This is a genomic window from Ruminococcus intestinalis (assembly GCF_014288065.1).
Lineage (GTDB): Bacteria > Bacillota > Clostridia > Oscillospirales > Acutalibacteraceae > Ruminococcoides > Ruminococcoides intestinale_A.
The window spans coordinates 455,075-475,966 of the sequence record NZ_JACOPS010000001.1 but is presented as its reverse complement, the minus strand read 5'-3'; the positions used below and the strand labels follow the sequence as shown (position 1 = coordinate 475,966).

Annotated in this window: 28 protein-coding genes and 1 riboswitch; of the genes, 11 read left to right on the top strand and 17 right to left on the bottom strand. The window is 40.3% G+C overall.

The genetic code is table 11. The annotated features are described in order from the left end of the window. The first annotated feature begins 60 nt into the window (after window positions 1-60). From H8R91_RS02365 to H8R91_RS02320, 10 genes are all read left to right on the top strand, one after another. Window positions 61-516 (top strand): hypothetical protein, encoded by a 456-nt coding sequence (locus tag H8R91_RS02365; protein ID WP_186934716.1) that lies wholly within the window; start codon window positions 61-63, stop codon window positions 514-516. Between the two features lie 111 nt (window positions 517-627). Then, window positions 628-1,527 carry a hypothetical protein gene (locus H8R91_RS02360; protein ID WP_186934715.1) on the top strand — a complete coding sequence of 300 codons (900 nt, stop codon included), beginning with the start codon at window positions 628-630 and terminating at the stop codon, window positions 1,525-1,527. A gap of 292 nt (window positions 1,528-1,819) precedes the next feature. After that, the gene (locus H8R91_RS02355) at window positions 1,820-2,908 is read left to right on the top strand and encodes a DUF4428 domain-containing protein (protein ID WP_186934714.1); all 1,089 of its coding nucleotides are present in this window, start codon (window positions 1,820-1,822) and stop codon (window positions 2,906-2,908) included. A gap of 46 nt (window positions 2,909-2,954) precedes the next feature. Continuing rightward, window positions 2,955-3,392, top strand: a complete 438-nt coding sequence (locus H8R91_RS02350) for a hypothetical protein (RefSeq protein WP_186934713.1) — start codon at window positions 2,955-2,957, stop codon at window positions 3,390-3,392. Between the two features lie 47 nt (window positions 3,393-3,439). Continuing rightward, window positions 3,440-4,087, top strand: coding sequence for a TM2 domain-containing protein (locus H8R91_RS02345; RefSeq protein WP_186934712.1), 648 nt, complete (start codon window positions 3,440-3,442; stop codon window positions 4,085-4,087). Between the two features lie 27 nt (window positions 4,088-4,114). Continuing rightward, window positions 4,115-4,771, top strand: a complete 657-nt coding sequence (locus H8R91_RS02340; protein WP_186934711.1) for a hypothetical protein — start codon at window positions 4,115-4,117, stop codon at window positions 4,769-4,771. Between the two features lie 63 nt (window positions 4,772-4,834). Further along, the gene (locus H8R91_RS02335) at window positions 4,835-5,365 is read left to right on the top strand and encodes a DUF3592 domain-containing protein (protein WP_186934710.1); all 531 of its coding nucleotides are present in this window, start codon (window positions 4,835-4,837) and stop codon (window positions 5,363-5,365) included. Between the two features lie 15 nt (window positions 5,366-5,380). Then, window positions 5,381-6,676, top strand: coding sequence for a zinc ribbon domain-containing protein (locus H8R91_RS02330; protein ID WP_186934709.1), 1,296 nt, complete (start codon window positions 5,381-5,383; stop codon window positions 6,674-6,676). Between the two features lie 61 nt (window positions 6,677-6,737). Then, window positions 6,738-7,307, top strand: coding sequence for a DUF6935 domain-containing protein (locus tag H8R91_RS02325; protein ID WP_186934708.1), 570 nt, complete (start codon window positions 6,738-6,740; stop codon window positions 7,305-7,307). Between the two features lie 254 nt (window positions 7,308-7,561). Then, a complete protein-coding gene (locus tag H8R91_RS02320; RefSeq protein ID WP_186934707.1) occupies window positions 7,562-7,699 on the top strand; it encodes a hypothetical protein in 138 nt (45 codons plus the stop codon). 222 nt (window positions 7,700-7,921) lie between these two features. Here H8R91_RS02320 and H8R91_RS02315 read toward each other — a convergent pair whose 3' ends face one another. The 17 genes from H8R91_RS02315 to H8R91_RS02235 all read right to left on the bottom strand — a co-directional run bounded on the left by H8R91_RS02315 (window position 7,922) and on the right by H8R91_RS02235 (window position 19,547). After that, a complete protein-coding gene (locus H8R91_RS02315) occupies window positions 7,922-8,092 on the bottom strand; it encodes a hypothetical protein (RefSeq protein WP_022234166.1) in 171 nt (56 codons plus the stop codon). A gap of 396 nt (window positions 8,093-8,488) precedes the next feature. Further along, window positions 8,489-8,917: a nucleoside 2-deoxyribosyltransferase gene (locus H8R91_RS02310; RefSeq protein ID WP_186934706.1), complete on the bottom strand. Its 429-nt coding sequence runs from the start codon at window positions 8,915-8,917 to the stop codon at window positions 8,489-8,491. 1 nt (window position 8,918) lies between these two features. Continuing rightward, window positions 8,919-9,854 (bottom strand): AEC family transporter, encoded by a 936-nt coding sequence (locus tag H8R91_RS02305; protein WP_186934705.1) that lies wholly within the window; start codon window positions 9,852-9,854, stop codon window positions 8,919-8,921. Between the two features lie 108 nt (window positions 9,855-9,962). Then, on the bottom strand, window positions 9,963-10,223 hold the full coding sequence (locus H8R91_RS02300; protein WP_186934704.1) for a hypothetical protein: 261 nt from the start codon (window positions 10,221-10,223) through the stop codon (window positions 9,963-9,965). A 33-nt stretch (window positions 10,224-10,256) separates the two neighbouring features. Then, on the bottom strand, window positions 10,257-10,463 hold the full coding sequence (locus tag H8R91_RS02295) for a holin (RefSeq protein ID WP_022234162.1): 207 nt from the start codon (window positions 10,461-10,463) through the stop codon (window positions 10,257-10,259). A 72-nt stretch (window positions 10,464-10,535) separates the two neighbouring features. After that, entirely contained in the window at window positions 10,536-10,820 is a 285-nt protein-coding gene (locus tag H8R91_RS02290; RefSeq protein WP_022234161.1) for a hypothetical protein, read from the bottom strand. 173 nt (window positions 10,821-10,993) lie between these two features. Beyond that, a complete protein-coding gene (locus H8R91_RS02285) occupies window positions 10,994-11,512 on the bottom strand; it encodes a hypothetical protein (protein ID WP_186934703.1) in 519 nt (172 codons plus the stop codon). Next, entirely contained in the window at window positions 11,509-12,024 is a 516-nt protein-coding gene (locus tag H8R91_RS02280) for a DUF6036 family nucleotidyltransferase (protein ID WP_186934702.1), read from the bottom strand. Before H8R91_RS02280 ends, H8R91_RS02285 begins: the two co-directional genes overlap by 4 nt. Window positions 12,025-12,227: 203 nt before the next feature. Further along, window positions 12,228-13,532 carry a phosphomethylpyrimidine synthase ThiC gene (gene thiC, locus H8R91_RS02275; protein WP_186934701.1) on the bottom strand — a complete coding sequence of 435 codons (1,305 nt, stop codon included), beginning with the start codon at window positions 13,530-13,532 and terminating at the stop codon, window positions 12,228-12,230. 15 nt (window positions 13,533-13,547) lie between these two features. Next, a complete protein-coding gene (thiD, locus tag H8R91_RS02270) occupies window positions 13,548-14,339 on the bottom strand; it encodes a bifunctional hydroxymethylpyrimidine kinase/phosphomethylpyrimidine kinase (protein WP_186934700.1) in 792 nt (263 codons plus the stop codon). Between the two features lies 1 nt (window position 14,340). Next, the gene (thiE, locus tag H8R91_RS02265; protein WP_186934699.1) at window positions 14,341-14,985 is read right to left on the bottom strand and encodes a thiamine phosphate synthase; all 645 of its coding nucleotides are present in this window, start codon (window positions 14,983-14,985) and stop codon (window positions 14,341-14,343) included. A gap of 6 nt (window positions 14,986-14,991) precedes the next feature. Further along, on the bottom strand, window positions 14,992-15,591 hold the full coding sequence (locus H8R91_RS02260; RefSeq protein WP_186934698.1) for a thiamine phosphate synthase: 600 nt from the start codon (window positions 15,589-15,591) through the stop codon (window positions 14,992-14,994). After that, a complete protein-coding gene (gene thiH / locus H8R91_RS02255) occupies window positions 15,584-16,741 on the bottom strand; it encodes a 2-iminoacetate synthase ThiH (RefSeq protein WP_186934697.1) in 1,158 nt (385 codons plus the stop codon). The genes H8R91_RS02260 and thiH overlap by 8 nt, the downstream gene beginning before the upstream one ends. Before the next feature lie 10 nt (window positions 16,742-16,751). After that, the gene (locus H8R91_RS02250) at window positions 16,752-17,522 is read right to left on the bottom strand and encodes a thiazole synthase (protein WP_022234153.1); all 771 of its coding nucleotides are present in this window, start codon (window positions 17,520-17,522) and stop codon (window positions 16,752-16,754) included. A gap of 36 nt (window positions 17,523-17,558) precedes the next feature. Then, window positions 17,559-17,756: a sulfur carrier protein ThiS gene (gene thiS / locus H8R91_RS02245; RefSeq protein WP_022234152.1), complete on the bottom strand. Its 198-nt coding sequence runs from the start codon at window positions 17,754-17,756 to the stop codon at window positions 17,559-17,561. A gap of 81 nt (window positions 17,757-17,837) precedes the next feature. Next, a riboswitch (TPP riboswitch) is annotated at window positions 17,838-17,942 on the bottom strand. Between the two features lie 65 nt (window positions 17,943-18,007). Next, the gene (locus H8R91_RS02240; RefSeq protein ID WP_186934696.1) at window positions 18,008-18,937 is read right to left on the bottom strand and encodes a PH domain-containing protein; all 930 of its coding nucleotides are present in this window, start codon (window positions 18,935-18,937) and stop codon (window positions 18,008-18,010) included. Further along, window positions 18,930-19,547: a PH domain-containing protein gene (locus H8R91_RS02235; protein WP_186934695.1), complete on the bottom strand. Its 618-nt coding sequence runs from the start codon at window positions 19,545-19,547 to the stop codon at window positions 18,930-18,932. Before H8R91_RS02235 ends, H8R91_RS02240 begins: the two co-directional genes overlap by 8 nt. A 270-nt stretch (window positions 19,548-19,817) precedes the next feature. Between H8R91_RS02235 and pyrB the strand changes: the two genes are divergently transcribed. After that, complete coding sequence (pyrB, locus tag H8R91_RS02230) at window positions 19,818-20,885, top strand: aspartate carbamoyltransferase (protein WP_022234149.1); 1,068 nt, start codon at window positions 19,818-19,820, stop codon at window positions 20,883-20,885. Window positions 20,886-20,892: the final 7 nt, after the last annotated feature.

The following is a 20,892-nucleotide window of genomic DNA, read 5'->3' as shown; positions in this document are numbered from 1 at the left end:
AGTGTTTATGAAGCAGGGTGAATTTGTCCTCCGATTCGATTCAAAAAGGGGTTGAATGTCGTGCTTGGCAAAGAGGATGGCGCAAATTCTATCGGAAAATCCTCTGCCATGCTGGCAATAGATTTTGTCTTTGGAGGCGACACCTATCTGAAAAGTGACGGCGTAAAACACATTAGACACCATACTATATTCTTCGCATTTCAGTTCTGTGGTCAAAAGTACTGTTTTGCCCGTGCTACAGAGGATGCCGATAATGCGTTTCTTTGCAAAGAAAACCATGATTTGATGGGTCCATACCGGATGAAAGATGAGTTTGTAAATTGGTTGAAAGTGCAGTATCATATGGACTTCGATGGCTTATCTTTCAGAATAGCATTGAGCAGTTTCTTCAGAATCTATGGCAAGGATAATACAGATGAACGCCGACCACTGAGAGGTATCCCGAGACAGGATATGGAAAAATCCATTGCCCTGTTGGTTGCTCTGTTTGACAGAAATAAAGACATCCAAGTATAACGTAAGAACCTTGCCGAGGAAAAGAAGAAACTCGATGTCTTTAAAGAAACTCTAAAATACCACTTTGTGTCAAGCCTTGTCGGCGGCAAAGATAAATATGAGGCGGATGATATGATGAAGCTAAATAAATATATTTTAACCTTACTTATAGTTCTGGCTGTGATTGCCGCGTTTTCGGGCTGTGAGGCGAAACCCTCCGATGATCCTGATTTGACCGAAAACAAAACAACCGATGTCTCCCACTTGACGACCGTGCAAAATGACACCGATCTTTCGAGGCTTCAAAAAACCATTCTCGATAACAACGAATCGGTTGGTATTGCCTATATCGGTTATGTCGGCTATGAGGCGAATGAGCAGGAGGTTTACAGTTTTTTAGATAACAGTCAGTATGCGGATAAATATGATTTCCTCTGCGGCTCTCCCCTTGTAAACGTTGGCGGTGCGGAGCTGTATGCGGTAGTTATTGCCGATACTGAATACATTGCTTCTGTTTATCAGGCGGAAATAACCGATAACGGCGAATACTCCGTAAAGACTGACGATGCAATTTATAAATACAGCGGCTACGGAATTGATTATTTTTTACTGCGCTGCAATGAAAGCGAAATACACTCAAACGTATCGCTGCTTTTTGAAAAGGGAAACAGCTCTTTTTCGGTGTTTCCGATGCTCTCCGGGATGGACGGACATCTTGTCGCTGAGAATTTTTATGATTTTTCCATATACAGTGATTACGGCGACGACAGTGAAGCCGAGGATAGAAATGTTACAATAGCCAGAGAAATTCTTTTGGAGTCTCAAGAGGTGCAGTACTACATAAATATCGGTATGAGTGTGCAATATACAGGGCAAATCCAGGAAATTTACGGTCGCCCGTGCTGGATTTTTGCGCTTGGCACAAACAGAGACGACCAATTCGTCAGAGAGCGCTATTACGGAGTGTGTGACAACCTTATTTATTTTTACGATGCGTTGAATGACACATGGGAAGTTCTCGGGAACGGATAAATGGCAAAAATTAATTACTTGAAGGAATTTTTATAATGTGACTTACCAAAGCGTGTGAGATTGCCCGCTTCAAGGGCGTTTTTAAGGTCAGCACATACTACGGCAATTCAAAAACACAGCATTTATATTACCTTGTTGTTCCTTGCTCAGATGAAGCTTATATTGTTGACTTCAGACTGGAGAAATTATATGACAATGATATTTCCGATATGAAGGGCATTAAATAGGCTTTCTTAAAGGGCATTAAGGCGAAAAAGAATAATTAAAGTGCATTAAAAAGGAGGAATCTTTTATGGGATTATTTGACAAAAAGTTCTGTGACATATGCGGTGATAAAGTCAATCTGCTCACTCAGAAAAAGCTTTCGGACGGACAGCTTTGCTCAGAGTGCAAGCAAAAGCTAGGCTCATTCACAAGCGGCTGGAAGCAGAGAACCGTTCAGGATGTTAAAGCGCACCTTGAACAGAGAGAGCAGAACAAGCAGAAGTATCAGCAGTTTAACTGCACCGCAGCGGCGGGCGGAAGAAACAGTACGCTTCAAGCGGATTTTAATCACCGCTGGTTTATCTTTGCTATTGATAACAGAGATTTCAGGAGCGGCAACCCTCAGGTGTTTGAGTTTTCTCAGCTTCAGGATTTCTGGATCGAGCCGGAATACAGAACACTTGACGATTCGGATAACGACGGTATCCCTGACAACCGGGATGATTTCGACAACAGACAGCTTAACAATCAGGGCGGCTTCGGCGGAAACATGAACCGAATGAACAATATGATGAATACATCCATGCTCAATATTCCGCTTGCCGCTCAGCCGTTTGTGCGTAATTCAAGCTCATGTTCCTCGCCTAACGAAATCCGTGAGGTATCCAACATAAGAGTTTGCTTCCGTGTTACCGACCTATATATAACGAACCCGATAGGTTTTGATGTAACATCGGGCATTTCATCGGGCAATCAGATGGAGCTTATGAACGCTTATGAAACAGCCGTTCAGGTTATGCAGCTTTGCCGGCAGATAAAGCAGGGCGGAGCTTCCGTAAACCAAGGCTACAGCCAAATGAATCAGAGCTACGGTCAGCCGCAGCAGAATATGGGCGGATTTGCAGGCAACACGGTCCAAAATGCCGCCTACACCGCAGCAGCATCCGCTCAGGTTCAAAACAACGCCTATAATAATGCTGCACCCGTTACACCGCAAACAGTTGACGCTTCCTGGATTTGCTCATCCTGCGGCACACGTAACGAAGGCAAATTCTGTCAAGGCTGCGGCTGTGCAAAGCCTGCAGCAATGCCTTCACGCTGCCCGAGCTGCGGATGGACTCCGGCAAACGGTCAGCCTATGCCGAAATTCTGCCCAGAATGCGGAGCACGCTTGTAATTTGAAGCGAGCAGACTGCATTAAAAAAGTGAGCTTATTTTTGCTTATGTTGTTATTACCTATAGGTCTTTTCGGCTGCGGAGCAAAGAAAAAATACACTGTGGCAGATGTGAGTGTAATCAGTTTTTCCTGTTCGTCAATGAGCTACACGGATTCTTATGCTTATTCTCTCAAAAAAGAAAATGAGGAATGGCTTTTTGATGCAAACTATTCCTACGACTATGAAAATCCAAGGGTAGAATTTGAGAATAAAAAAGTAAGCGCACAGGATGCCGCGGCAATACTTGACGTTGTGAAAGAGCAGGGCCTTATTTTACAGGCTCAGAAGTATAAACCTCCGCGAATTAAAGTCTTTGTTCTCGACGGCGGCGGATACTTTCTTTATTTTAAGATGAACGACGGCACAGAAATCAATGCGGAAATATATAACGAGGATTTGGTAAATGAATTACGCACTTTGACAGAAAAGTGCCGAAAATCATAACATACCGTGTTAACTAAAGCACGGAATAATATATTGGAGGAAAAACCATGGCAGACATTAAATCAATTGCAACGGCAACAGCCCCGAGAGAGTTTGAACTCTCTTATTCAACCACCGTTGAAGAGGTATACGAAAAGCTCAGCGCACGCGCTTCGGCTTTTAAAATGCCCTTCAAAATCAAAGAGGGAATCCCCGGAAAGCGCATTTCTTTTGAGAAAGAACCGAACCTCGATGTTACGATTTGGGTTTTTGTTAAGGACGACAATAAAATCAAGGTCATGGCAAACATTCAGGAGAACAAAACGACCGTCAACGGTATGCGCGTTGACAAAAACAGCGTAATGCAAAAAGGCGTAAAAGGTGTAGCTAATCTTCCTATTGAAAGAGGCGAGTATCTTGACGAAGTGACCGAAAAGGTTAAAAAGATACTCAACGGCGAGCAGGTTGAAGATTATGTAGCGCCCGTTGGTGCCAACGTCAGCGGACAGACCGAAAAAAATTGGCTTGTAGCCCTTCTTCTCTGCTTTTTCCTCGGCGGAATCGGTGCACACCGTTTCTATGTGGGTAAAGTAGGATCGGGTATTCTTTATATTCTCACCTTCGGCATTTTCGGCATCGGTGTTCTTGTTGACCTGATAAAGATCATTCTCGGCAAATTCACCGATAAAGACGGCAATCCCATTCAAAAAAAATAAAAATAAAAAAAGAGAGGGTCGATTAACATGAAAAAAATTCTGGCATTACTCATGATTTTTGCTGTTTCACTCAGTCTTTTTGCTTGCGGAAAGGCTGACGGCGACGGTAAGGAAAACACAACAGGAAATACTGCCGCAGTTGATAAGACGGAAGACACATCAGCCGAAGTAACAACGGCGGCAGAAATGAAGAAGGGCGACAAAGGCAACGGACCTGCAGATATCAACGCAGAGTTTATCACTCTCAAGCTTCCGTCCGGCTACAACTATGAGGTTGATTCTTTTAGTAAAGATTCAAATGATCCGCTCTATGGCGATGTTACTCTGTATATCTATAAGGATGGCTCATACTCATCTATTGCGACTCTTACCGCTACAGCCCGAAACATGGTTCGCAGTCAGGAAGAGGCTGTTGAAAACACGATAAAGCTTTGCAACCTTCAGACCTATAAAAACGGAGAATCTGAAATCGGCAAAGATGCTCAATACGGTGAAAACACCTATTCGACTGTTCATGTCACAACAGAATACTATGAGAAGGACTTCTTTGTTACATATGCAAACAGAGGTGCATCGGATACAAAGGGACTTCTTGTCAAGCTTGAAATCAATAATAAGAATATCAAAGCTGACGACCCGTTTATCAAAGAGCTTCTTGACAGCCTTAAGATAGTTATGGCTTAAAAATTCGGGGACTGTACCTGAGCATTTTCAGGTACAGTCCTGCTTGCAAAAGGAGATCTTGTTATGAGTAAATTAAAAGAAAAAAAAGATATTAAAATGACTATATTTATTATAGTCGTCGGCGTCAGCTTGATAGTTGCGGGCATTTACGGAGTTGTTTCGAGCAAAATTGAAAGCAGAGATTATAAAAACTCAACCGATATACAGAAAATTCCTGCCGTTATTATCGACTTCTCAACCAGCAACAGTAAGGACGATTCCGGTGATGTAAAGTATACAACATATAAATTTAAGGTTTCATATGTTATTGACGGAAAAACCTATAAGGGAAAATGTGAAGAGCGTGTCTGGTCAAGCGACTACTCAAAAAAATATGCCTATGATAAATTGAGAAAAGGCGACACAATAGATGTCGAGATTTATAAAACCTCAAAAGGCGAGTACAAGATTTCTCCCGAGGGAAGTCCCGTCGATTTTCTTCTCTATTGTGCGGCAATTCCCGGCGGTATATTTTTGGTTGTTATAATGATATGCGACGTTGCAAAAGACAAACGGAGAAAGAAAAGTGAAAACGAAATAACCAGCAAGCAATAAATCAGAGGTATTTTTATGGATTTATCAATATCACTGTTAATTGCGGCTTCCTTTGCCATATTATGTACATACTATATCGGCGAAAAAATTCTTGTTATAGATTTTTCGGCATACCGTCCGCAGAATTTAAAAAAGGCCAAGCTTGAAAGATTGCTTGCAAAAAAGGACGCTCCCCTTCGGAATTCAAAAATCCGAAAAGATATAAGAAATGCCTTTGAAAGAATTCTGATACCGCTAGGAAAAGCGGATAAAGACCTTCTTCCGGCAAGAATGGATATGGCATTCCGAAAAAAAATCGTCAGCCAAATCAACAGACTTAACAAAAATAAGCTTTGCCGAAAAATTTACGTTACGGATGTTGTTCCCATCCCTAAAAATGACTTTGAAACATGGAGCGATGACGGCAGAGAATGGCGTGAATCGGTTTTAAAGTGCAGCACACTGGAGCGTTTCGAGTCAACCAAAGACGACACGGTTCAGCATGAGATATACCGTAAAAATTCATATCTCAGAATACTCCAGTCAAGACATGTTCGCCTTGCCGATCAAAAAGAAAAAAAGAAAAGCTATTATAACGATATGTTAAGAATAACCTGCCCGTCCTGCGGTGCAAGTGTCAAGCTTGACAGTCAGCAGGTGACCTGCGAATACTGCGGCGCCGTTATTAAAAACGAGTTTTACGATTGGCAGACCGAGTCGTTCGAGATTTATGAATCTATCAGTACAAACCTGAAAAGATTTTTACAGCTTATCGTGTCCGGCTCCATACTTTTCTTGTGTGTCTTTCTGTGCTTATATTTAATCGAGGACACCGAGATTTCCCTTGCGGCCGGCGTCGGTGCAGCGATTCTTGCTTTGGGAGTGATTGTTTCGCCTATTATCTACGGAAAAGTTAAGCAAGACAACCTTGCGAAGAAAATCGTAGGATACTCAGAGAATTACCTCAGAGCCTGCTTAAACGAATACTCCTTGAAAAATGAAAGCGACAAGGATATGCTTGATTTCAGCGTTGATACAATCAAGCTTTTAAAGGTTGCAAATACAGACGAGATAACAAAGGTTACGGCTGAAATTTACGGAACCAAAACATTCCTTCCCGAAAATCAAAAGCCGTTTACAAAAAAAATTAAAAAGAAATTGACCCTGCAAAGAGCAAGAAATCCGAAAAAAAGAAAGACTGACGGTGATTTCTTTACTGAAAAAGAATGTCCGAGCTGCGGAGCAAACTTCCTGCCCGATGAAAACGGATGCTGTTCTTATTGCGGTTATACCCTTCACGAAGATAGCATAAAGTGGAAAATAAAAAACTGAATCTTGTTAAAATCCTTCAATGCCAATTAAGGTAATGAAGGAAAACAGATTGGAGGATACAATGGGAATTTTTGATAAATTAAAAAACACAGCACAACAGGCAGTTGTTTCTGCCGTACAATCTGCGGGTAACAAAAGGGAAACATTTACATTTTCCGCATTGCCCGAAAGCCTTGCCGAAATGCAGGCGCTCCCCGAGGCAAGCCTTGATACTCCGTTCCAAGCCGCCGCTCTCACCGTGCTGGCACTGTGTGCATACGCTGCCGACAAAAACATCGGAACAGAAATGCTTAATTGGCTCAGAGGTCCGCGTCCGCTGAACAGAATGGAAATTTCCTTTTTGAACGACCGTTTCCGTGACGGAAAAACCTATCTTCCGTTTACTTATTTTGCGGGTTCGACACCCGAGAATAACTACACTCCTTCCGAGCCATATACAATAGTCGTCGAAAGCAATCATGTTTCGGCGGAGGAGCAAGGATATATGAAGCTCTTTATACCGTGCGGCGGTGCAGATGACCCGCGTCCGATAAAACTTCGTCAACGCGGAAGCGACGGAAAATGGTTCTTATGGGAGCAGTACCTGCTGACCGGCGTACGTACCCCAAAAACGGCAGATCCTTGGGCATAAAATATTAAAAATTGGCTCCGCGGCTTTAAGGACTCTGTTTTTGCAGCAGAGCGAGTGCTTTTACTCGCCCACGGGAACCGAAGCGGCACCAAAAAGCCTGACAGAGCTTTTTGAAAACCTTGTGCAAATTGAATATTGAGCAGCAAGAATGGCTTGAGATCTGTGTTGGGCAGGTATCAGGCCATTCAATTTATGCCTGATCCCGCGGTTGTTATAATAATCCAGATAATAAATCGGACGAGCGCATCCGGGTCTTGCGGGTATGCAACAATCACCCGATGGAATATGACGATACGCTCGTCCGACAGATTATTGAATGCGTAGTGGTGGAATCAAAAGAGAAAATCAAGGTGGTCTTTATCGGCAGCACGGAAATTGAAATGGTTCTGTAAGCAGCCTTGAAAACAGAAACGGAGTGATGTAGAATGATTGTGACGAGTGTTCAAATCAAGACAGTGAAAACGCAAAAACATCTCTATTGTCCTGTCTTCACAAAAGCACTCGAGCAATCGGGTGCTTATTTTTTGTGATAAACACTGAAAAATCAGCTTATTTGCTATGTTTTTCAATCACTCAGCCTTTGCTTTTTGAGTGAATTTCGGTATCAAACAATATCAGCTAAAATCAATAAAGTTACACAGTAAATTATGCCATAGAGAGATTTTTGTACTATCCGAACAAGTCAGTTTACTTAAATAATACTCATCCGGTTCATATTTTGAAACTGTATCAAGAACATAATCAGCAGAAACAATCATAAAATGAATTAATTTATCATCGTCCATAAAACCACCTGCTTGTTCTTTAATCCATTTTATATATGGTGAATCAATAACTTAAAAAAAGAATGATTTGGAAATTCTTTTCAGACTTGTTGCCATTCACCTGCAATAAATTTAAAACGCATTTCTTCCGTTGAACGGCAATAACTTTCCACATCCGCCCATCTGATTGAAAAAAATTCCAGTTCATTATTTTCAAGAATAACTGTTAAACCGTCAAAATCATCACTTACAGATTTTATATTTAAGCCGTAACTGTTTATATTTTTTTAATATCCCATTTTTTAGATTTTGGTTTCTATCATTTGTCTGTTAATTTTATAGTAATAAACTTTATAATTACTTAGCTTAAAAAATATGCCGGACTATAATTTAAGTATCCGTACTAAACAAATGTATTTACTTCTGTTCGCCTGCATCGCGGACAACGGGCATTTTATCAAAATCATAGTATGAGAGTTCGTCTATTCCGTTTAAAAATGCGTGACAGCCGTTTACTATCATAAGATTGGTCTGCTCAATATTATAGCAACACACTATTACTTTTTTGCCTGACGCATAGGCATATCCGCACTCCCACGCAGTTCCGCTGTCGGAGTACATTCCGCCGTAAAGCAACACAACCGCATCGCAATCGTCAATTCCGCCTTTGTCAATTTTAAAAATTTCCTCTGCCCATTCTGCATTGGTAAGGCTTTCTCTGTTCTCAACATCGTGCTCCATAGGTACAAAAACTTCGTGACCTTTTGCTTTAAGAATTTCAGCCGCACGGTGAATATTTGCAATTTCGTTATCGTTAAAAAACGGCGATGCAAGGTAAATCTTCATATTAAAATCTCCTAAAAAATATTAAAAACATTATCGGTATGGTAATCGCCGCCATTGCCTGCGACACAAGAGCAAGGCTTGCGCCTGTTTGCGGACTTTCTCCGTATGCCGATGAAATTATAACGGTGTTAAGTCCTAACGGCATTGCATTTGCACAGAGTGCGGCAAAAACTATTTCATTTTCCGTATTAAAAAGCCTTAACACAGTCACAAAAATTGTCGGAAAAACTATAAGCCTAAGCACCGCCACAATATAAGTCTGCTTTACCTTGAGCAGGCTTTTTATTTCATATCCAGCTATTACAAACCCAGTCAAAATCATTGCAACAGGTGCCATACAGGCGGCACAATCTGTAAGAATTGTACTTACAAGCCGCACCCTCGGTATTTGCAAAAGTCCGAGAATTGCGCCGATAAACAGCGACACAAATATCGGATTCAGCAATGACTTCAAAGAAAACCCGCCCTTGTCAGACGGCACAAGCCACGCAATTCCGATTGAGTAAGTAAACATATTCAGCGGCAGAGTAAATATTAAATAATCGAAAAGTTCAATGCTGTCAGCGCCGTATATGCCCTGAACAAGCGCAGTTCCGACAAATCCGAAATTTGACACCGAAAGCGAATATCTGTACACTTTACGCAAATACTCGTCTTTGGTAAGAAATTTTGAGATAATAAAAGCAAGCACAACCGCAGCAATCAAAAGCGCAGTGCTGTAAACAAGGAAAATCCATTTTCGGCTTATATTTTCCACCGTACAATTATTCCAAAATGTATTGATTACGACCGCAGGCATAAATATTCCGTTTTCAAGGCGTGACAAAGTCCTGCCGCTGCCGTCAGATAAAATATTTTTCTTTTTAAGAACAAAGCCGATAAGAATAAAAGAAAAAAGCACGGCTATGTGATTAAGCGTAGATGAAAGTATTTCCATACGATATTTCCTTTATATTATAATACAAATTTCAGCATAAAACAATAACCGCAGGTCGAGCTGACCTGCGGCTGACAATATTATTATTAATTTTTTGTAAAATTGTATTCATTTGTTTTCTTCATCTTTTGAGCATTTATCGTCACACTCTGCCCGTTCTTCCTTTTTTTCAAGGTTCATAACCGCTGAAAGTCCTGCCGAAACCGAAGAAACCAAAAGTCCGCAGACTGCGCTTTTCCACATTTCTGCATTTGCAAAATCCGTTCCCGTCAGAAACAACGCAAGATTAGCGAGAATATATCCGAGTGCCGTCTGTAGGAATGTACGCAATGCTCTTTTAAGGCAGTTTTTAGTAAAACACATCTTCATATTACATAATATTCCGATGCCTTAAAAATGTACTTATTTATTATCGGATATTTCGGGCAATCCCGCAATACTTGTAAGCAACGAAAGAATACCCGAAAGCACGCTTGCGGAAGCAACCGCTACCCAATTCACATCACTTAGCACCGCAGACACGCCGATAACCGAAATCGCTGTTTGAGCCACGGTTTTTGCCGCACGGATACCCGCAGCTTTTGCCCATATTTTAAAACCGTTTTTCATAATTTCACCCCCTGTAATACATTTTAATTTAAAAGTTCAATATAAATTTCTGCCCATAAAAGCGATATTAGCTTATTTCTTTTCACTATTTATATGCTCAAGGTCAGCAATTCTATGATTTACAACTCTTATTTCTTCGTCCGTAACGGCTGACATTCGCTCAAGTTTGAAAACACGCTCTTGCAGATGATTATATTTATCCTGCTTATGTTCAAGCTGATCTAACCGATACACAATCAATGATTTGGTCTTTTCGTTTTCGCTTTCCTGTCGCTTACGGTTTGACGCATTTATCAGCAATTGACAAATAATACTTCCGCCCGCAACAATCAGTGCAGTCACAATTTCTGTACTCATATCACACCCCCTTAACTATGCGTAAAATACTTTTAAAAATTGCAGTAATTAGGCTAATTTTATTAAAAAAGAATTAAAAAGGCACAAAAAAGCACCCTGCCGTGAGTCGCCCCAAAAAGTTAGACTAAAAATCTAACGATTTGGAGGTCGGTTCACCGAGCAAGGTGCATAATCTAATATTTATTAACAAAAGCAAGAATTTTTCTTGCTGTATCAAGACTTACTTTTGAAACATCACCGTACTTCAGAAAAGCATTTGCATTACCCGGATTAAGGTTTAATTCCTTATAAATACGGTAGTTGCTCATATTTTTAGATTTTCTTGTAAAACATATTTTCTGATACATCATTTGTTTTAATTTATTTTCCAAAACTTTTTTATCTTTTTCGTAAATATAATTTTGGTATATCGTACGATAATGGCTTAATCTTTCCGAATTTAAAAAATCATTTATATTATTTTCTTCAAGACCGGAAAGTTGATTGCAAGCTGTTTTTAAATAAGAATATTTTTTTATAAGTCTTTTTTTTAAATCTTCTTTTGTATAAAGAACAAGGTACATAGTAAGCGCATCTTGCAATCTTGCATTAGAAGAAGCAAGATTTGAAAATATATAGAGTGAGGTTGTATTACATCCCGACAATTCTTTAAGCTGAAAAAGCAAGTAACCCTTAAAAGTCAACTCTCTCACTTAAATCTCTCCTTATAATGATTATAATTTATAACCAATGCATTTCTGTCAAAATCAGACAGCATACCGTAACAGACATCATCAATTAACTTATCCAATAAATTCCAATCCAAAGATTTATAAACCAATTCGTTTTCTATATCTTCAACATCCTTATCACGCATTGAACATAATTTTGAAACCACCAAATCTTCAAGCGATACAGTATAAAATTTAACTTTTTTAGTCGGAATATCTATCGGTATAATTCGGTTTAAATAATCATCAGGAAAATTTATTCTGTATGCGCTTACATTCATATTTATATTATAAATTTCTAAAAGTTGTTTTATTTCATCACTTGCATTTATTGAATCTATATCATGAGTTGAACGATATATTTTTTCAAGCAAAACAAGTGCACTTCCACCTACGATTATACAAGAATAAGTATCTGCCGTAGTATCAAGCAAAGACATATCATTATCAACACTCATCAGCCTTTTTATAATTTCAGCTTTATTCATTTCCATATTATCACTGCATACCGTATATATTGTATTTTGAATAATAGTATTATTTAATTTATATTATAGATTATTTTATCATATTTGTCAACAAAAAAGCACCCTGCCGTGAGTCGCCCCAAAAAGTTAGACTAAAAATCTAACGATTTGGGGGCGGTTCAAAGCAAGGTGCAATTTTGAAATACAGGTATAAAAATGTAACTTGTTAATTAAAGAATGTCGATATGCTCGCCGTTGAGAGCCTTGTTCATACTTCTTACTGCGCAGAATTTACCGCACATTGAGCAAGTATCTTCGTGCTCGGGTTTGCGGTCATCACGGATTTTTCTTGCGGTTTCGGGGTCAATGGCACAATCCCATTGAGCCTCCCAATCAAGCTTTCTTCTTGCGTCTGCCATTTTGTCGTCAATTTCTCTTGCACCACGCACACCTTTTGCAATATCGGCTGCGTGAGCCGCAATTTTAGAGGCAATAATTCCCTGCTTTACATCGTCAACATTCGGTAAAGCCAAATGCTCGGCAGGAGTTACATAACAAAGGAATGCGGCACCCGAAGCAGCGGCAATAGCACCGCCGATTGCGGAAGTAATATGGTCATAACCCGGGGCAATATCTGTCACCAACGGACCTAATACATAGAACGGAGCGCCGCAGCAGATTGTCTGCTGAATCTTCATATTAGCCTCTATCTGGTCCATCGGCATATGACCCGGACCCTCTACCATTACCTGAACATCTTTTGACCATGCTCTTTTTGTAAGCTCGCCAAGGCGCACAAGCTCCTCAATCTGACAAACATCAGAAGCGTCTGCAAGGCAGCCCGGACGGCAAGCGTCACCGAGAGAAATTGTTACATCGTACTCACGACAAATGTCGAGGATTTCATCGTAATACTCATAAAACGGGTTTTCGTTGCCTGTCATACACATCCAGGCAAACACAAGTGAACCGCCACGGGAAACTATGTTCATCTTTCTCTTATGCTTTTTAATCTGCTCAATAGTCTTTCTCGTAATACCGCAGTGGAGTGTTACAAAGTCCACACCGTCCTGTGCGTGAAGTCTTACAACATCAATAAAATCTTGTGCTGTAAGTGTATCGAGGTCACGCTGATAATGAATAACGGAATCGTAAACAGGTACAGTACCAATCATTGCCGGACATTCGCTTGTGAGCTTTCTGCGGAAAGGAATTGTGTTGCCGTGCGACGAAAGGTCCATAATTGCGTGAGCACCCATATTTACAGCCTGCATAACCTTTTCCATTTCAATATCATAATCTTTGCAATCTCTTGAAATACCGAGGTTTACATTTATTTTTGTTTTTAGCATTGAGCCTACGCCCTCGGGGTCAATGCACTTATGGTTTTTATTTGCGCAAATTGCCACCTTGCCCTCTGCTACGAGCGGCATAAGTTCTTCTACTGTCATTCTTTCTTTTTTAGCTACGATTTCAAGTTCCTTTGTTACAATTCCCTTTCTTGCAGCCTCCATCTGTGTTGAATATTCTCTCATATTTCATCTGCCTTTTCATTTAAAATTTTGTAAAATATAGTTATGCATCAGCGGTCCTCTGCCTTTGCCGAGGTCAAGTTTTACGCCGATTGCTCTTGTTACATACGCCTTTGCGTTCTCAACGGCTTGAGGAATTTCAAAGCCTTTCGCAAGATTGCTCGCTATTGCGCTTGAAAGCGTACATCCGGTGCCGTGAGTATTGGGATTGTCAATTCTTACCGAGGGGTAAGTATAAAACTCGCCGTCAAAGTAAAGCAAATCATCACTGCAATCCTCTAAATGACCGCCCTTACAGAGTACGGCACAGCCGTATTTATCGGAAATTATTTTAGCGGCATTTTGCATATCCTGTAAATTTTTGATATTAATTCCGCTCAATATTTCAGCCTCGGGTACATTCGGAGTGGCAAGTGCGGAAATCGGCAAAAGGTATTTTTTCAGATTTTCAAGTCCCTGCTCGCTTATGAGCCTGCTGCCGCTGGTAGATACCATTACAGGGTCGGTCACAATATTTTTTGCTTTGTAAAAACTGAGCTTGTCGGCAATTACTTTTGCGGAATTGTTGCCGTAAACCATACCTATTTTTACTGCGTCGGGAAAAATATCGGTAAACACACAGTCAAGCTGATTTGCTATAAACTCATCGCTCGTCTGCTCAATACCGTACACTCCCGTTGTGTTTTGCGCCGTAAGGGCGGTAATGACGCTCATTGCATAGCAATAGTGCATTGTTATTGTTTTTATATCAGCCTGTATTCCCGCTCCTCCCGAGCAGTCGCTGCCGGCTATTGTCAATACAGTTTTCAAACTAACCTCCGTAAATTACGCTGTCTGCAAGTTTTCTTAATTTTTGTGCGGCGGAACAGATATTGTCAGCGCCAAAAATCGCACTCACCACGGCAACGCCGCTTATACCACAATTTTCAAGCTGCGGTATATTATCTGCGCTTACACCGCCGATTGCCACAACAGGAATACCGACAGCGCCGCATATTTTCTTAAGATTTTCTGTACCGAGGTATTTTGCGTCTGCCTTTGTAAGTGTGCCGAACACCGCACCGCTGCCTATGTAATCCGCTCCGCTCTGCTCTGCTTTTTTTGCAAGTTCAATTGTGCGTGCCGAGCCGCCGATTATTTTATCTTTACCGAGGATTTCTCTCGCCTTGGCAAGCTCCATATCGTTCTGACCGAGGTGCACACCGTCAGCACCTGTCTTTATTACAACATCTGCGTTATCGTTAATGATCAACGGTGCGCTATACTTTTGGCAAATTTTAAGCAGACTGTCTGCCTCTTTACAGAGCGTATCAAAATCGACTTCCTTATCTCTTAACTGAATCATTGTTGCGCCGCCCGATAAAGCCTGCTCAACGCTGTACTCAAGTCCACGGTCGCCTATGCATTTTCTGTCTGTAATCGCATATAACGCAAGCATATTTTTGTCAAATTTCACGCTGTATCACCCCAATTCACGCTTAATTTTCATAACTTCGTCATTTATATTTTCACTCTGCATAAAAAGTGACATAACGCATACACCGGCAAAATTCTTTCTGTTTAGGAATTTTAATTCTTTTGCGGTATCGGCATTTATGCCGCCTATTGCGTAGACGGGAATATTTACACTGTCACACACATTCCGCAAAAAATTCACCCCTTTACCCTTTAATCCTTTTTTGCAGTCGGTTTCAAAAATATTACCCGCCGTAATGTAATCCGCTCCGTTTTCTTCGGCAAATATTGCGTCCTCCGTACTATGTACGGAAGTTCCGAGCAAATCAAAATCCTCTCTGCCCTTTAAATCTTTAAACGCACCGAAAGGCAGATGAATTTTTTTAACACCGAGTTTTACAGCGGTTTCGGGAAAATTATGTATAACCAATTTGTCTTTGTCACAAACCGAAAGCACATTTTTTGCAAGATTGAAGTATTCCTGTTCAGAAAGATATTTCTCCCTAAGAATTATATATTGTGTATCGGAATCGGATATTTTTTGTATTTTCTGTAAAAAATCATCTTTGCAAAGCGGCTTTGCCGTCACGCTTACTACATTACACATAGATGTAATCACTCATAACGGGCTGTAAGCCCTTATCGGTAAGAGCCTTGTAAACCTCGTCAACATTTCTGCTGTCTGAAATTTCAAACTGCTCGTCGCCCTTTTTCTCTCTTTCACCGTCGTGACCGCCTATTCCCACATCTACGCCTGCGGAAATCTTAGTTGCCGCAATGTCAACCACATTGTCACGGAAGCGCTGACACTCCCTCGTTGAAATAGTAATGCTTGCAAACGGCATAAACAATCTGTACGCACAAATAACCTGCAAAAGCTGCGGTTCGTGTACATCTTTCGGATTGATTTTATCGTTATTGATAATCGGTCTTAATCTTGGGCAGGAAAAAGCAATTTCTGCGTGCGGATACTTTCTTTGAATAAGATAAGCGTGCATACCTGTGGCAAATGCGTCTTTACGGAAGTCGCTAAGTCCTAAAAGTGCCGCAAAACCTACGCCACGCATACCGCCCATCAAAGCTCTTTCTTGAGTATTTACTCTGTACGGGAAAATTCTCTTATGACCCGCAAGGTGGAGCGTTTCGTATTTATCGGAATTATATGTTTCCTGAAAAACGGTTACATAGTCGGCACCGCATTCGTGCACATAACGATACTCGTCGCTGTTCATCGGATATACTTCAAGTCCTACGACTTTAAAGTACTTTCGCGCAATTTTGCAAGCCTCGCCGATATACTTAACATCCGACATTTTTTTGCTTTCGCCTGTCAGAATAAGTATTTCCTGCAAGCCTGTCTTTGCAATTGCCTGCATTTCGTGCTCGATTTCCTCTGCGTTCAGCTTTGCACGGTGAATTTTATTGTGACAGTTAAAACCGCAGTAAATACAGTAATTCTCACAATAATTTGAAATGTAAAGCGGTGTAAACATATTTACCGAGTTGCCGAAATGCTTTTTGGTTTCCAATCTCGCAGCCTCTGCGATTTCTTCAAGCAAAGGTAATGCCGCAGGCGAAAGCAAAGCCTTAAAATCGTCAACAGTTTTTTCATCGTGCTCAAGTGCCTGTCTTACATCGTTTTCGGTATAAATCGACGGGTCATATCCGTTCATTTCTGCAATTACTCTGTCGGGTATATCAGAATCAATCTGCTCCATATCGGGCAGATATTTCATATGGTCAATTCTTTCTTCCATTGTTCACGCCTCAACTTTCAAGAAATCCCGTAAGAGGTGATGATGCAGACGCACCGTTCTCAATTACCCTGCCAAGACCTGAAAGATAAGCCTGTCTGCCTGCCTCAATCGCCTTTTTAAATGCGTTTGCCATCATAGGAATATCACCCGCAGTTGCAATGGCGGTATTGCTCATTACAGCCGCCGCACCCATTTCCATAGCCTCGCAAGCCTGCGACGGTCTGCCGATACCTGCGTCAACAATAACAGGCAAGTCTATTTCGTTGATGATGATTTTAATAAATTCCTTTGTTGCTATTCCCTTGTTTGAACCTATCGGAGAGCCGAGCGGCATAATTGCGGCAGCACCCGCATCTCTTAAACTTCTTGCCACATTAAGGTCCGGATACATATACGGAAGTACGATAAAGCCCTCTTTGGCAAGTGCCTCGGTTGCCTTTATTGTTTCGTAATTGTCGGGCAAAAGGTACTTCGAATCTCTGATTACCTCAATTTTAATAAAGTCGCCGCAGCCTGCCTCTCTTGCAAGTCTTGCAATTCTTACAGCCTCGTCGGCATTTCTTGCACCCGAGGTATTGGGCAAAAGAGTAACATTCTTAGGAATATAGTCAAGAATATTTGCAACCTTGCCTGTTACAGCTCGTCTTAGTGCAAGAGTAATAATCTCTGCGCCTGCATTTTCAACTGCCGCTTTTATAAGGTCAAGCGAATACTTACCCGAACCGAGAATAAATCGGGAATTAAATTCGTGTCCGCCTAAAATCAGCTTATCATTTTCCATTATTATTATCTCCTTTATAATTTAATGCGGAAAAACTCAACAACCGCCGCCGACAAAATTTACGATTTCTACTACATCTCCGTCTTTGAGAACAGTAGCGGCGTAATTTGCCTTCGGCAGAATTTCCTCGTTAAGCTCAACCGCAATTCTCTGCGGTGAAATTGAATTTTCTTCAAGGTACTGCATAAGTGAAATTTCAATTTTATCAATATCAACTCCGTTTATTCTTATCATAACTTCACCTCCGAAAAGCAAAAAATAAAGTGCGCCGAACCGACGCACTTTGTATGTAAAATATTTACCGTAAGCCTATAACAAACTTACGCTGCAAAGTCCCTCCGTTGGCATTATCCAAATCAGGTTTACGGTCGAAATGTCAATTCATTTCCTCTCAGCCGCTCGGCTCCCGTTTTGTATTGTTTTCTTTATTATAGTACCAAATTAATGAAATGTCAAAACAAATTTATAAAAAATCCGACAAATTATTACTGCTTATCCCAACTGTCTTTCTCTTTTTTAGCCTTGGGATTATCCCAACTGTCGTAATTATTACTGCCTGCATTCACTTCATAACCGTCGTGTGTATCGCAGTTTTCACCTGTAAAGCCGGGATTACTGCTGTAATCGGGATTGATATTCTGCGGATTTGCATTATAATTTCTGTTGTAATTTTGCGCATTGTTTTGATTATAATATGCGTTGCGCTGGTTATTGTAGTAAGCGTTCGGATTGCTGTTCTGTCCGTAAAAATTATTTGGATTTACTCCGCCGTTCGGATAATACTTTGTGTTGTAACCGTGGTTAGACTGCGGTCTGTAATCGTTCGGGAATTGTGTATCGGCATAAATATCTGTCTGATACTTTTTTATAATATTGCAAACTTCAACATAATCGGGAATATCGGAAATAGTAAAGTTATCAGAATGTCTGCTATTCGAACGAACAGCGGCGTAATGATGACATTCGGAAATAACATCGCCTACTCCAAGCCACTGGTCAAAAATACCTCTGTGAATATACACATGCGAAAGGTCTGTAAAAGGCTTAAAATTATACTGTTTGGAAAAACAGCCGTTTGTACTGTAAATTCCTTTATCGGTAATGGCATATTCCGTATTTTTCAGCTTTCTGAAAGAAAATATAACGCCGCCGAGATAAATCCATACAGGCATTAAATGAAGAGCGAAAAAGCCGACAAACATCCATACGCTTGAGTCTAACTCAGAAAGGTCGCTTGAGAAAATTTGACTTATAAACATAAAGTCAAACATAAACCAAATGAAAGCAAAAATAAGCATTGGGTTAAAAATACACTCAAGCACAAAGCACGACTTCTTAGGTCTGCCCGACCACACAATTCGTTCGTTATTCATCATATTTTTTAAGTCATCGCTTACCTTGTAATCATCATACATAATTTGTTCTCCTCACATTTTCCTGTAACAATTTATAGACTTCCATATAATCTGAAATATTTTTTATTTTAAGCGGAGCCATATTTACGGGCGTCAGACTTCCTATTTTCTGTTCGGGAAACTCAAAACTTAAAGTCACGGTACCCGTCTTACACAAGATGTCAGAAATTTCTTTCCTAATCTGAATATCGTAAATCTCTCTGTACGGCTTATAATACAGCTTTTTTGAAAACAAGCCTTTTGTAAGAAACACTCCGCAGTCGGTTATTGCATACTCGGCATTTTTATACTGCCTCACGGAAAAGGCAAAACCGATTACATACAAAATTGTCGGCAGTATATTCAAAAAGATAAACAGGTAAAATCTGAATGCGTATTTAAATTCATCGGCAGGTTCTCCGAGAAACATCGGTGCTTTAGGCGTAAGAGGTGCATCGCCGTTTATATACGCAATCAAAACATAAACCGAAATCAGCAAAGAAAAAATCAGCATAGGATTAAAAAATCTTTGCAATACCGCACATTTTCTCTCTGGTTTTCCTTTTCGCAAAACTGTCTGACTGCCGACTGCCATTTTTAAAGTATCGGTCAAAGTATAATCGTAATTCAAAATCAATACCCTCTGTGTAACAGTAAAATTTTGTCTATTTGTTGTATATTTCATCTTATTATAATACATAATTTTGCAAAAGTCAAAAGAATATTTTTGAATAAAAAGTATAAAAAATAAGTTTATTCGGCAAATGTAATGTAATCTTAACAAAATATGTAATATACGGTTGTCGGTAAATGTAAATTTAAATGTTATTTTTCTTTATTGATATTAAAACCTTGTATATTTTTGATAAAATAGAAAAAAATTATAAAGGTAGTGTTTTTAATGGCTAATAAAAATCTTATTGACCTTGACGCAATGTCGAAAAAACAGCTTGATATGCTGATTAAAAAAGCTAAAAAAATTATGGAAAATCCTGCTGATTACAGACACGCCTGCGACGGCAAAATTCTTGCTACGCTTTTCTATGAGCCGAGCACAAGAACTCAAATGTCTTTTCAGACTGCAATGCTCAAACTCGGCGGCAGAACAATCGGTTTTGACAATCCGCTCAATTCTTCTGTTGCCAAAGGTGAAAGTCTTAAAGATACCATGACAATTGTAGGTGGCTATGCCGACATTATCGCAATGCGCCACCCTGTAGAGGGTTCTGCAATGGCTGCGTCTATGTATGCAGGCGTTCCGTTTATCAACTGCGGCGACGGCGGACATCTTCACCCTACACAAACTCTTGCCGATATAGTTACTTTAAGTTGCGAAAAAGGCAGACTTGATAACCTAAAAATCGGTATCTGCGGCGACCTATTAAACGGCAGAACCGTACATTCACTCATAAAGGCACTTTCGCAGTACGATAACAATTCATTTGTGCTTATTTCCACAAAAGAATTACAAGTACCGCTTTACATTATTGATATTCTTGAAAAGAACAACTGTAAATATGAATTTTCAAATGACCTTGCAAGTTCTATTTCCGACCTTGATGTACTTTATATGACAAGAATACAGCAGGAACGCTTTGCAAGCAAAGAGGAATACGAAAAGCAGAAGTATGTATTTGTTCTCGACAAAGAGAAACTTGCAAAAGCCAAGGAGGATATGATCATTCTTCATCCGCTGCCAAGAGTAAACGAAATTACTGTTGACATAGACGACGACCCCCGTGCCCTGTACTTTAAGCAGGCACTCTACGGTATGTATGGCAGAATGGCACTTATTCTCCTGCTTTTACAGGATGACGACTTTATGCTTAAGGACAGAGAAATCTCCGTTATAGACAAACGCTGTACAAATCCGAGATGCATTACCGCAAGGGAAGAATACCTGCCGAATCGTTCATACTTAAAACTCGGTATGCAGATGTGCGACTACTGCGACAAGCGCATTGACTGATGAGGTG

Bases quoted from the DNA above. Each gene is read 5' to 3' on its own strand.
- H8R91_RS02360 (WP_186934715.1), top strand. From the start codon at position 628: ATGATGAAGCTAAATAAATATATTTTAACCTTACTTATAGTTCTGGCT.
- H8R91_RS02355 (WP_186934714.1), top strand. From the start codon at position 1,820: ATGGGATTATTTGACAAAAAGTTCTGTGACATATGCGGTGATAAAGTC.
- H8R91_RS02350 (WP_186934713.1), top strand. From the start codon at position 2,955: ATGTTGTTATTACCTATAGGTCTTTTCGGCTGCGGAGCAAAGAAAAAA.
- H8R91_RS02345 (WP_186934712.1), top strand. From the start codon at position 3,440: ATGGCAGACATTAAATCAATTGCAACGGCAACAGCCCCGAGAGAGTTT.
- H8R91_RS02340 (WP_186934711.1), top strand. From the start codon at position 4,115: ATGAAAAAAATTCTGGCATTACTCATGATTTTTGCTGTTTCACTCAGT.
- H8R91_RS02335 (WP_186934710.1), top strand. From the start codon at position 4,835: ATGAGTAAATTAAAAGAAAAAAAAGATATTAAAATGACTATATTTATT.
- H8R91_RS02330 (WP_186934709.1), top strand. From the start codon at position 5,381: ATGGATTTATCAATATCACTGTTAATTGCGGCTTCCTTTGCCATATTA.
- H8R91_RS02325 (WP_186934708.1), top strand. From the start codon at position 6,738: ATGGGAATTTTTGATAAATTAAAAAACACAGCACAACAGGCAGTTGTT.
- H8R91_RS02315 (WP_022234166.1), bottom strand. From the start codon at position 8,092: ATGGACGATGATAAATTAATTCATTTTATGATTGTTTCTGCTGATTAT.
- H8R91_RS02310 (WP_186934706.1), bottom strand. From the start codon at position 8,917: ATGAAGATTTACCTTGCATCGCCGTTTTTTAACGATAACGAAATTGCA.
- H8R91_RS02305 (WP_186934705.1), bottom strand. From the start codon at position 9,854: ATGGAAATACTTTCATCTACGCTTAATCACATAGCCGTGCTTTTTTCT.
- H8R91_RS02300 (WP_186934704.1), bottom strand. From the start codon at position 10,223: ATGAAGATGTGTTTTACTAAAAACTGCCTTAAAAGAGCATTGCGTACA.
- H8R91_RS02295 (WP_022234162.1), bottom strand. From the start codon at position 10,463: ATGAAAAACGGTTTTAAAATATGGGCAAAAGCTGCGGGTATCCGTGCG.
- H8R91_RS02290 (WP_022234161.1), bottom strand. From the start codon at position 10,820: ATGAGTACAGAAATTGTGACTGCACTGATTGTTGCGGGCGGAAGTATT.
- H8R91_RS02280 (WP_186934702.1), bottom strand. From the start codon at position 12,024: ATGGAAATGAATAAAGCTGAAATTATAAAAAGGCTGATGAGTGTTGAT.
- thiC (WP_186934701.1), bottom strand. From the start codon at position 13,532: ATGAGAGAATATTCAACACAGATGGAGGCTGCAAGAAAGGGAATTGTA.
- H8R91_RS02260 (WP_186934698.1), bottom strand. From the start codon at position 15,591: ATGTGTAATGTAGTAAGCGTGACGGCAAAGCCGCTTTGCAAAGATGAT.
- thiH (WP_186934697.1), bottom strand. From the start codon at position 16,741: ATGGAAGAAAGAATTGACCATATGAAATATCTGCCCGATATGGAGCAG.
- H8R91_RS02250 (WP_022234153.1), bottom strand. From the start codon at position 17,522: ATGGAAAATGATAAGCTGATTTTAGGCGGACACGAATTTAATTCCCGA.
- thiS (WP_022234152.1), bottom strand. From the start codon at position 17,756: ATGATAAGAATAAACGGAGTTGATATTGATAAAATTGAAATTTCACTT.
- H8R91_RS02240 (WP_186934696.1), bottom strand. From the start codon at position 18,937: ATGTATGATGATTACAAGGTAAGCGATGACTTAAAAAATATGATGAAT.
- pyrB (WP_022234149.1), top strand. From the start codon at position 19,818: ATGGCTAATAAAAATCTTATTGACCTTGACGCAATGTCGAAAAAACAG.